We start from the raw sequence: 10,097 nt of genomic DNA, 5'->3' as shown, positions 1-10,097 counted from the left end.
GGCGTCGCGCTGCTTGTCGTGGGTCGAGTCCGCATGTTGGCTGCCGTCGATTTCGATGATAAGTCGAGCCTCGGCGCAGACGAAGTCGGCAATGAATCTGCCCACTGGCATCTGCCGACGGAACTTGATCTTGTCGAGGCGGCGGCCGCGCAACTCCTGCCACAGGCGGCTCTCCGCTTCTGTCGACTCCCGGCGCATCCGGCGAGCGAAATCCCGTTTGGTTGAGGCTACAGGCTGATGCGGCATGGAGCGAAACTAGCCGTTGTCGGAGCTCCGTCAAACACCCCTCATCCGTCTCGGCGCTGCGCGCCGATCCACCTTCCCCCACAAGGGGGGAAGGAAGGGTCAGCTCCTCACCACCACATGCGGCGCGAATTTCTTCACCGCCTCAATCATGTCCTGGCCCTGGATGTCGAGCGAGGAGATCTCCATGTGCACGGTAGTCTTGCCGAAGGGCATCAGGCCGAAGGCGTTGGCGGCCGCGTATTTGATGGYGTCGGGCGGCTCCTCGGTGAGCTCGAAATTRAGCATCGCCGCGCCCTTGCCGCCGGAGGCGAGGTGCACGCTCATCACCTTGTTCCAGGGTACCAGCACRTCGCCGGCGCGAGCATCGCGGAAGCCTTGGCTGTCAAGGGTGACCTTGACCGAAGTGTCGAAGGCGCCGCGCGCGATAAAGGCACCGAGGCCGAGACAGGCGGCGCTGAGCAGCGCGATCCACAGCACGTTGCCGCCGCTCGCCCCCGAGGCTAAGCCTTGCAGCGCGCCGAAGGCGAAGATGCCGCCGATCAGGAACGGCCCGAAGGCCGGAAAAATCTTGCCGGTGGGGCTGTTGCGGATTTCCAGCGGCGCGGCCATTTTCGCCTGCTCACCGTTCCGATTTCAGCACCGTCCAGATCCAGCCGATGAAGGTGAGGACCAGGAACGGATAGCCGGCGGCGGACAAGGGCGCGGAAGTGGGCAGAAGCGGCGCGCCCCACAGGATCATCGCCGCCGAGGCGACGAAGAGCACGGCCGACACGAAAGCGGTGAGCCGCATCCAGAGCGCGAAGGTGTTTTGGGCGCTGACCATGACCAGCCCCGCCGCCCAGAGCGCAATGCCGCCGACATAGCAAGGCACGCTGGCCTGCAGGCCTGCCGCGTTGCCGGCCAGAAGCAGGGCCTCGCCGGCAAGGAAGGTGAGGAAGCCGGCCGCGACGAGGTCATTGCCCAGCCGCTGGTATTTCAGGGTGAGCAGCGCCGCCGCGACGACAATCGCCACGCCGTCGATGGTCCACAGCGTCTCGCGCAGCGCATCGCTGGAAACGAAAGTGCCCGCCAAGCCCAATGCGCCGCCGATGGCGAGGCCGATCGCGGCGATGGTGTCCGAGGTGGAGCGCATGTGATGTCTCCCCAAGCAGGGAGAGGATACAACGAGGTGGGGGGATGGTGAAGGGAGGACACCTAGCAAGTGAACTGGGACCACGAACTGAAATATCAAAAGCGTCCTGCCGAAGGAATATAGCGGATTTGGGTCGATGCGGACTCGATGGCGGACGGCAAGGAACGAAAGGAGGTGTGCGACACCGTTACGACTCTGGCAGAATCGTGTAAAAATCCAACCTAGGACGGCATTTGGCGAGAGGAGGTTTAAATTCTAAGACGAATCGAGTTCGAAAACTTTAGAAAGCACTCCAAATTCCGCGTTACCTGCAAAGAGCGAAATATCTTTGTAGGTCCAAACAACGCTGGAAAGTCCTCTGTACTCGACGCTCTTCGGCTGTTCGCGGACGTCGCCCGCTATGCGGAATACAGACTCCCGGTCCTGAAGACGCAGAATCCGTATGGCGTTTGCGCAACATACGAAATGACTAATAAGAATTTCTGCCTGCCCATTGCAAACATACCGACAAACGATTCAGAGGACGACGTTAAGATTTCGATATTTCACGACAATGGATCCGCTCTTCACCTTATACTGAATGTTGACCGCCAACCAATCGTTTTCATACAATCAGATAAGAGAGCAAAGAGCACAAAGGCCTACTTCAGAGATTGCTTTCCAGAATCCATAATTGTCGTTCCAACGCTGGGTCAATTTGAGGAAACGGAGAAACCGAACGATCCCGACTACGTTAGAAGCGTCGAACACACTCGACTTGCCGCGCGAAATTTTAGGAATATCTGGCGGCAGAAGAGCCACGGCGAATTTCAGGAATTCTCGGCGCTGGTAGAGGGTAACTGGAAAGATATCGAGGTTCAGAAGCCGAAGGTAATTGTTGGAGTGCCATCGACGCTTGAGATGATTTACCTTGAGAATGGGTATCCAAGAGAAATCTATTTATCAGGATTTGGATTTCAGGCGTGGATGCAGATCATGAYCCATTTTCTTCGAGGATCGGGAGGAGACATCCTCGTTCTGGACGAGCCAGACGTATACCTTCACGCTGACCTACAGAGAAGACTTTACGGTATCGCCAAAAAGAGATTCTCTCAGATTTTTCTGGCCACTCATTCGGCAGAGATCATGAACGAAGCCAACTCGGGCGATGTCGTTCTAGTGAGATCGGAATTTCAGACTGGAAAGCGGATCACCACCGAAGAAGGCTACCGAAGCGCACATGCGCTATTGGGCTCCTCTGAGAACGCTGACTTTGCCCGTCTTTCCAGGGCTAAAAGAATAATAGCGTTCGAGGGAAACGATCGCTCCATCTATCGCAGGTTCGAGCAAATGCTGCTTCCCGATGGGGTATTTAGCGATCCTGACACGATGCTGCTCAAGATAGGTGGGTACGAACAATGGCCTCGGGTCGGCAATTTGCCTTGGGCCTTTCAAGAACTTTTTGGAATTCAACCAAAGATCGCCGCGATCTTTGATAGAGATTATCGATGCTTGGAGGAAATCGAAGGCCATGAGCAGAAGCTCAGAAGGTCGGGGGTCTTCTGTCATGTCCTCCGACGCAAAGAGATAGAGAACTATGTCATCGCTCGCGATGCGATCTACAGGGCTACGCAGAAAGCAGCTAAAAAGAAAGAGAAAATTATAGATGATGCTTGGGTCGACGATACCTTGTCTTCTATTTCTTTGGAGCTACGTGAGGATTGCCTCATTAACGTGCAATCTTCGACAAGCAAGTACTATCAGCTTAAACGAGATGGGAGGGATACCCAGACTATCCTGAAGTTGGCTAAGAGCGAATTCGATAAAGATTGGACGACTCGGGGATTTAGCTGTCGGATTTCCGGGAAAGAGTTTTTTTCCGCTTATAATCGGGCGCTTGACGAAGCCTACGGGATATCTATCTCGTTATTTCAGGTTTTGGACGAATTCCACGCATCGGAATTCGATGCGGAATTCTGTGACATGATCACAGAGGTAAATCGATACTTCGCTGAGGGGTAGCAAGCGCTCCGCTCGCCAACCGGCTTCTCAATCCCCCATCTTCAGCGCCTGGATGAACGCTTCCTGCGGAATATCCACCTTGCCGAACTGGCGCATCCGCTTCTTGCCCTCTTTCTGCTTGTCAAGGAGCTTGCGCTTGCGGGTCACGTCGCCGCCGTAGCATTTGGCGGTGACGTCCTTCCTGAGCGCCGAGACGGTCTCGCGGGCGATGATGCGGCCGCCTATGGCCGCCTGGATCGGGATCTTGAACAGGTGCTGCGGAATCAGCTCCTTCAGCTTCTCGCACATGGCGCGGCCACGCTTTTCGGCGGCCGAGCGGTGCACCAGCATGGACAGCGCGTCGACTGGCTCGTCATTGACCAGGATCGACATCTTCACCAAGTCGCCCTCGCGGTAGTTGGTCAGGTGATAGTCGAAGGAGGCGTAGCCCTTGGAGATCGACTTCAGCCGGTCGTAGAAGTCGAACACCACCTCGTTGAGCGGCAGGTCGTAGGTGAGCATGGCGCGCTTGCCGACATAGGAGAGGTCGGCCTGGATGCCGCGCCTGTCCTGGCAGAGTTTTAGGATACCGCCGAGATAGTCGTCGGGGGTGAGAATGGTGGCGCGGATCCACGRCTCCTCGATCGAGGCGATCTTGACCACGTCGGGCATGTCGGCCGGGTTGTGCAGTTCCTTGGTCGTGCCGTCGATGAGGTTCATGCGGTAGACGACGCTGGGTGCTGTGGCRATGAGGTCGAGGTTGAACTCGCGCTCCAGCCRCTCCTGGATGATCTCCAGATGCAGCAGCCCCAGGAAGCCGCAGCGGAAGCCGAAGCCGAGCGCGGCCGAGGTTTCCATCTCATAAGAGAAGGAGGCGTCGTTGAGGCGCAGCTTGCCGACGGCGGCGCGCAGATCCTCGAAATCGGCGGCATCGACCGGGAACAGGCCGCAGAACACCACCGGCTGCGCCGGCTTGAAGCCGGGAAGCGCCGTCGCCGTCGGGCGGCGGTCCTCGGTGATGGTGTCGCCGACGCGGGTGTCGGCCACTTCCTTGATTGAGCCGGTGAAGAAGCCGAACTCGCCGGGGCCGAGTTCGTCGACATTGACGCGGGCCGGCCTGAAGACGCCGGTGCGCTCGACGAGATATTTGGCRCCGGTGCCCATCATGCGGATGGTCTGGCCCTTCTTCATCACGCCGTCGATGATGCGCACCAGAACGATGACGCCGAGATAGGCGTCGTACCAGCTGTCGACCAGCATGGCTTTCAGCGGCGCGTTGATGTCGCCCTCACGCGGCGGCGGCAGCTGGTGGACGATCGCCTCCAGCACGTCCGGCACGCCGAGGCCGGTCTTGGCCGAGATCTGCACGGCGTTGGAGGCGTCGAGGCCGATCACCTCCTCCACCTGCTCGCGGATGCGCTCCGGCTCGGCGGCCGGCAGGTCGACCTTGTTCAGCACCACGACGATCTCGTGGTTGTTGTCGATGGYCTGGTAGACATTGGCGAGCGTCTGCGCCTCGACGCCCTGGGACGCGTCGACCACCAGCAGCGACCCCTCGCAGGCGGCGAGCGAGCGCGACACCTCATAGGCGAAGTCGACATGGCCGGGCGTGTCGATGAGGTTCAGCACATAGTCCTCGCCATTCCTGGCGCGGTAGTTGAGCCTCACCGTCTGGGCCTTGATGGTGATGCCGCGCTCGCGCTCGATATCCATCGAGTCCAGCACCTGCTCCTTCATGTCGCGCTCCTCCAGCGCGCCGGTGAGCTGGATCAGCCGGTCGGCAAGCGTGGATTTGCCATGGTCGATATGGGCGACGATGGAGRAATTGCGGATGTGGTCTAGGGGCGTCATCATGCGGCGCGCTTTAGCAGGGGCGGGTTGCAGGGGCAAGCGGTGGGGGTGGAGCCTTTCCCTTCTCCCCTTGTGGGAGAAGGTGTCGCCGAAGGCGACGGATGAGGGGTGCTGGAAGAAATGAGACGTCGGCGATCCCTGGAACACCCCTCATCCGTCTCGGCGCTGTGCGCCGAGCCACCTTCTCCCACAAGGGGAGAAGGGAAGGGCCGGCGCTTCAATCACAAACCGGTGAAGCTGTAACGAAGTTTTCCGCGGCGGCGAAATGGGAGCATTGCCCGCCGCAACGGAGACTTCTTCCCATGACTCGACGCAATGGAAAAGCTGGCACGCTGTCGCTCGCCGGCGCTGCCTTGATCGCGCTTGCCGCGGCGACCGGCACGGCGGCTGCGCAGCCGCTGACCGTGGTCGAGCTGTTCACCAGCCAGGGCTGCTCATCCTGCCCGCCGGCCAATGCCAATCTGATCAAGGTGAAGGACCAGCCCGGCGTGCTGGCGCTGTCCTTCAACGTCACCTACTGGGATTATCTCGGCTGGAAGGACACGTTCGCCCGGCAGGAGTTCACAGAGCGCCAGGTCAGCTACGAGCCGGCGCTCGGCCATGACGGGCCGTTCACGCCGCAGGTGGTGGTGAACGGCAGCGCCGATGCGGTCGGCGCCAAGCCCGGCGAGATCGAGCGGCTGATTTCGGCAAGCCCGCACGCCAAGGGCCCGGCGCTTTCGCTCGGGCAAGGCAAGGTGAGCATCGGCGCCGGCACGGCGCCCGGCGGCGCGGCCGATGTCTGGCTGGTGCGCTACCGCCGAGGCGTCATCGAGGTGCCGGTGGCGCGCGGCGAAAACACCGGCCGCACGCTGCCGCATGCCAATGTCGTCCGTTCGCTGGAGAGGCTGGGCCGCTGGAACGGCCAGGCCACGACGCTGCCGCTGCCCGCGGYCGGCGGCGGCCTCAGCACAGCCGTTCTCGTGCAGAGCCCCGGCGGCGGGCCGATCCTCGCCGCGGCGGCGAACTGATCATCCTTTTTCCGCRCCAAGTCGCGGCAAGCGGCGGCGCACCAACGGGCTCGCATCGCGCGCCACAACCCCAAAGGAGACCACCATGACCAAATTCCTGCCGGCGCTCGCGCTTGCGCTCGCAACCACGGCTTTCGCCGCCGGCGCCCGCGCCGACGACGCGGCCATGAAGCCCGCCACTGCGATGGCAACCGCCACCATGAAGCCGGCCACGAATGCGATGAAACCGGCCGATGCGATGAAGCCTGCCGCGATGGCGACGCAGGCGATGAAACCCGCCGACGCCATGAAGCCGGCGACGGATGCCATGAAGCCGGCCGACGCGATGGCTCCGGCGCAGTAGGTCATTGGCTGACCCGTGYCGCACGCCCCCTCACCCAGCCYCCGCTTCGCTCGGCTGACCTCTCCCCGCTGGGGAGAGGAGGCTATCAGCGCCGGCGCCAGCACCTTCTCCCCTTGGTGGCCCGAAGGGCCGGATGAGGGGGAGCCCCACCAACGCCCGCCGCACGGCAAAGTGAGAAACTTGCTGCGGCTTCCGTCGTATAGTTTTAAAATGTGACCAAGGAGATCAGACATGACCGGCATCGACAAAAAGGCCGCGCGGCGATCGCCATACTTGGCTCCGCTCGCGGCGCTCGTGCTGACGGCCGCGGCCGCCGCCTTCTGGCAGACGCCGGCCCGCTCGGCCGAGGACGCAGTGGTGATCCCGCCGCCCGCTTTGGACGAGAAGGCTGCAAGCGGCACGGAGAAGGCGATCTTCGCCGGCGGCTGCTTCTGGGGCATGCAGGGCGTGTTCCAGCATGTGAAGGGCGTGAGCAAGGCCGTTTCCGGCTATACCGGCGRCAGTGCCGAAAACGCCGTCTATGAAGTTGTCGGCACCGGCCGCACCGGCCATGCGGAGTCGGTCGAGATCACCTACGACCCGTCGAAGGTGACCTACGGCCAGCTCCTGCAGGTCTATTTYTCGGTCGCGCACAATCCGACCGAGCTCAACTACCAGGGGCCGGACCAGGGGACGCAGTACCGCTCGACGATCTTCGCCGAGAATGCGGAGCAGAAGCAGGTCRCCGAGAGCTACATCGCCCAGCTCAACAAGGCGAAGGTGTTCGGCAAGCCGATCGTGACGACGCTGGAGACCGGCAAGACCTTCTATCCGGCCGAGGACTACCATCAGGATTTCCTGACGCTGAACCCGACCTATCCCTATATCGTCTACAACGACCTGCCGAAGATCGAGAACCTGAAGGCGCTGTTCCCGAAGCTCTACAGCGAGAAGCCGGTGCTGGTGCTGGCGTCGAGCAAGAGCTGACGAAGGCCGGCTGGTTTCATAGCAGGGGGATTTCGACCGTCGGGTAATGTCTGCGTTGGCAGGTGGCATGCCTTGGCGATTGGCCGAAACGCCCACTCGTCGTCATCCACGGGCGGAGCAAGGAGCGCYGCGACGCAGCGCAGACCCGAGGATCATGCCGCGACTTTCGAGCGGTGCTGCGGTGCAGAATTCTGCTCCGCTGCAGCCTTTGATCAAGGTCATGGAATGGATTCCAGGGTCTCCGCGACGCCGCTTCGCGACTGCTCCGCCCTGGAATGCCGAGGCTGGGGCTTCCGCCAACCCCCGGCGTTTGCGCCGATTTCACGGAAAGGAACGCTGAAAATCCTGCCCGCCGACAAACGGCAACCTAGCCGCTCGCACTTTTCCTGGAATTGCTCAGCCCGGTCTGAAAATTGGGGCGGATGGTTCGCAAAGCCATTCGCCTTTGTTTTGCTGGCAAACGGAGCACACTGTGAAGCAGTTCATAGAATTATACTTGACGCTGCAAAACATTGACAGAGCACGTTCTGCCGCCACATAATCGTTGCCGTCCTCTTTCTGATTTTCTGCTTCAGCCGATCCGGAACCCTGTTTCCGGCAGCGATTCTTGTTGGCCTGCATCGGGAGGAATGACATATGGCCGTCAGCATCAAGGTTTCCGTCTACACCAACGGCGACGACGCCTTCGTCGCCTGGGCGCCGAGCGAATTCATCCCCGGATGCCGCGGCTTCCTGCTGGAGCGCGGCCGCAAGGTCGGCGTTACGGAAAAGATCGAGCCGGTCGAGAACCGCGTCGGCTTTGCCAAGGACAAGCCGAAATCGGGTGACCACAGGCCGTCGGATGTGTGGCCGTTCCAGCGTTTCAACTGGACCGACCATGCGGCCGATGTCGGCAATGTCGTGCGTTACCGGGTGACCGCGATGATGAGCGCCGGCGCCGGCAGGCCGCTGACCAAGGGCGTCACCAGCGACTGGACGGAATGGAAGACGCTTTCCACCGATGCCGGCGGCGGCTTCTCCTGCTTCTTCAACCGCGGGCTGGTGCTGTCGCAATTCGTCGCCCGCTACATGGCCAAGAACAAGCTGACGCCGGCGGCCTTCAAGAAGAGCCTGCAGACCAATGGCGACGCCAAGTTCCGCGCCTTCCTTGAGGGCGACCTCGGCCTGCGCATGGTCGGGCTGACGCAGGTCGCGGGCGACGAGCTGCACGCCGCGCTCTACGAGCTCGGCGACGCGACGCTGGAGACGGCGCTGATCGGGCTCGGGCCGCGCCTCAACCTCATCCTCGCCAACGGCTCGGACAAGACGGGGGACGGCAACAAGGCGGCGCGCAAGAACCTCAACGACCACGGCATCCCGACGATCGACCGGATGCTGAAATCGAAGGGCCTCGGCCACAACAAATTCGTCGTGGTGTCACAGGGCGGCGAGCCCACCATGGTGTGGACGGGCAGCACCAACTGGAGCACGACGGGGCTGTGCACGCAGGTCAATAACGGCCTGCTGATTGAGGATAAGGAGGTGGCCGGGCATTTCCGCAGGCACTGGGACCTCTTGAAGGACGCCTCGCCGCCGAAGACCGATCCGGCCAATTTCACGACAGCGCTGATGGCGGACAACGATACGCCGAAGACGTTTTCCGTCGGCGGCGCCAAAGCGACGGTGTGGTTCACGCGCACCTCGGACGGGGCCGACATGCAGGCACTGCGCGACGTCATCATGTCGRCCAGGCAGGCGGTGCTGTTCCTGATGTTCACGCCGGGCAAGCAGGGCCTGCACACGCTGGCCGGCCAGCGCGCCGGCGAAGAGGGCATGTATGTGCGCGGCGTGGTGAGCACGCTCAGCGAAGACGAGGGCGGCACCGACCAGAATTTCCTCGACATCGACCTCGTCAGCAGCGACCGCACGTTCAAGCCCGACCGCTACGCGGTGGCGCAGCCGCAGGGCCTCGACGCGCCGCTCGGGCCGTGGATCGCGGAGGTCAACCGGCGCGAGTTCCTGTCGCAGATCGGCCACGCCATCGTGCACTCGAAGATCCTGGTCACAGACCCGCATTCCGACGACTGCGTGGTGGTGACCGGCAGCCACAATTTCTCGGCGCCGGCGAGCAAGGCCAATGACGAGAACCTGGTGATCATCCGCGGCCACAGGAAACTCGCGGCCGCCTATGCGACCTATGCGATGTCGGTCTACAGCCATTACCGCTACCGCTCCTACATCCGCGAGATGCAGGCGCAGGGCAAGACGCCATGGAGCTATCTGGACGACGACGACGCCTGGCTGAAGACGGAGCTGCGAACCAAGGCGCAGGAGATCGCCTTCTGGACCCAACCGCAGAGCAGCCACCTTCTCCCCGTTCACGGAGAGAAGGTGCCGGCAGGCGGATAAGCGGCGGCACCGGCATTTGCAGTCACATACACCACGGGCCGCGAGCGAGCATAGTTTCAAGGGTGCTGCTAACGCTTTGCTTGACAGGCTGGCACCGCCTCACATTGCCTGCCGGGCATTTCTCCCCGTGTAGTGACGGGGAGAAAAACGCGCTCAATCGTAGGTGAGATCCGTCGCCTTG

9 protein-coding genes are annotated in these 10,097 nt (G+C 61.7%); 5 read left to right on the top strand and 4 right to left on the bottom strand.

Annotated features, from left to right (window positions below):
• From ORS3428_RS03845 to ORS3428_RS33460, 3 genes are all read right to left on the bottom strand, one after another.
• On the bottom strand, positions 1-246 hold a 246-nt coding region (locus ORS3428_RS03845), incomplete at its 3' end, for an endonuclease domain-containing protein (protein WP_071094743.1).
• A 99-nt stretch (positions 247-345) separates the two neighbouring features.
• A complete protein-coding gene (locus tag ORS3428_RS03840) occupies positions 346-855 on the bottom strand; it encodes a hypothetical protein (protein WP_071094741.1) in 510 nt (169 codons plus the stop codon).
• 10 nt (positions 856-865) lie between these two features.
• Positions 866-1,378 carry a hypothetical protein gene (locus ORS3428_RS33460; RefSeq protein WP_071094738.1) on the bottom strand — a complete coding sequence of 171 codons (513 nt, stop codon included), beginning with the start codon at positions 1,376-1,378 and terminating at the stop codon, positions 866-868.
• Positions 1,379-1,630: 252 nt separating this feature from the next.
• On the opposite strand from ORS3428_RS33460, the gene ORS3428_RS03830 reads away from it, so the two are divergent.
• On the top strand, positions 1,631-3,379 hold the full coding sequence (locus ORS3428_RS03830; protein WP_083354977.1) for an AAA family ATPase: 1,749 nt from the start codon (positions 1,631-1,633) through the stop codon (positions 3,377-3,379).
• Between the two features lie 27 nt (positions 3,380-3,406).
• On the opposite strand, the gene lepA is transcribed toward ORS3428_RS03830, so the two are convergent.
• Complete coding sequence (gene lepA / locus ORS3428_RS03825) at positions 3,407-5,212, bottom strand: translation elongation factor 4 (protein ID WP_071094734.1); 1,806 nt, start codon at positions 5,210-5,212, stop codon at positions 3,407-3,409.
• Between the two features lie 299 nt (positions 5,213-5,511).
• Here lepA and ORS3428_RS03820 point away from each other — a divergent pair, with 299 nt between their 5' ends.
• From ORS3428_RS03820 to ORS3428_RS03805, 4 genes are all read left to right on the top strand, one after another.
• A complete protein-coding gene (locus ORS3428_RS03820) occupies positions 5,512-6,219 on the top strand; it encodes a DUF1223 domain-containing protein (protein WP_071094731.1) in 708 nt (235 codons plus the stop codon).
• 85 nt (positions 6,220-6,304) lie between these two features.
• Complete coding sequence (locus ORS3428_RS03815) at positions 6,305-6,562, top strand: hypothetical protein (protein ID WP_071094729.1); 258 nt, start codon at positions 6,305-6,307, stop codon at positions 6,560-6,562.
• 231 nt (positions 6,563-6,793) lie between these two features.
• On the top strand, positions 6,794-7,528 hold the full coding sequence (msrA, locus tag ORS3428_RS03810; RefSeq protein ID WP_071094727.1) for a peptide-methionine (S)-S-oxide reductase MsrA: 735 nt from the start codon (positions 6,794-6,796) through the stop codon (positions 7,526-7,528).
• Positions 7,529-8,164: 636 nt separating this feature from the next.
• Positions 8,165-9,916, top strand: a complete 1,752-nt coding sequence (locus tag ORS3428_RS03805) for a phospholipase D-like domain-containing protein (RefSeq protein WP_071094725.1) — start codon at positions 8,165-8,167, stop codon at positions 9,914-9,916.
• Positions 9,917-10,097 lie beyond the last annotated feature (181 nt).

The organism is Mesorhizobium sp. ORS 3428, assembly GCF_001854785.1.
GTDB lineage: Bacteria > Pseudomonadota > Alphaproteobacteria > Rhizobiales > Rhizobiaceae > Mesorhizobium.
This window is presented reverse-complemented; position numbering and strand designations above follow the sequence as displayed.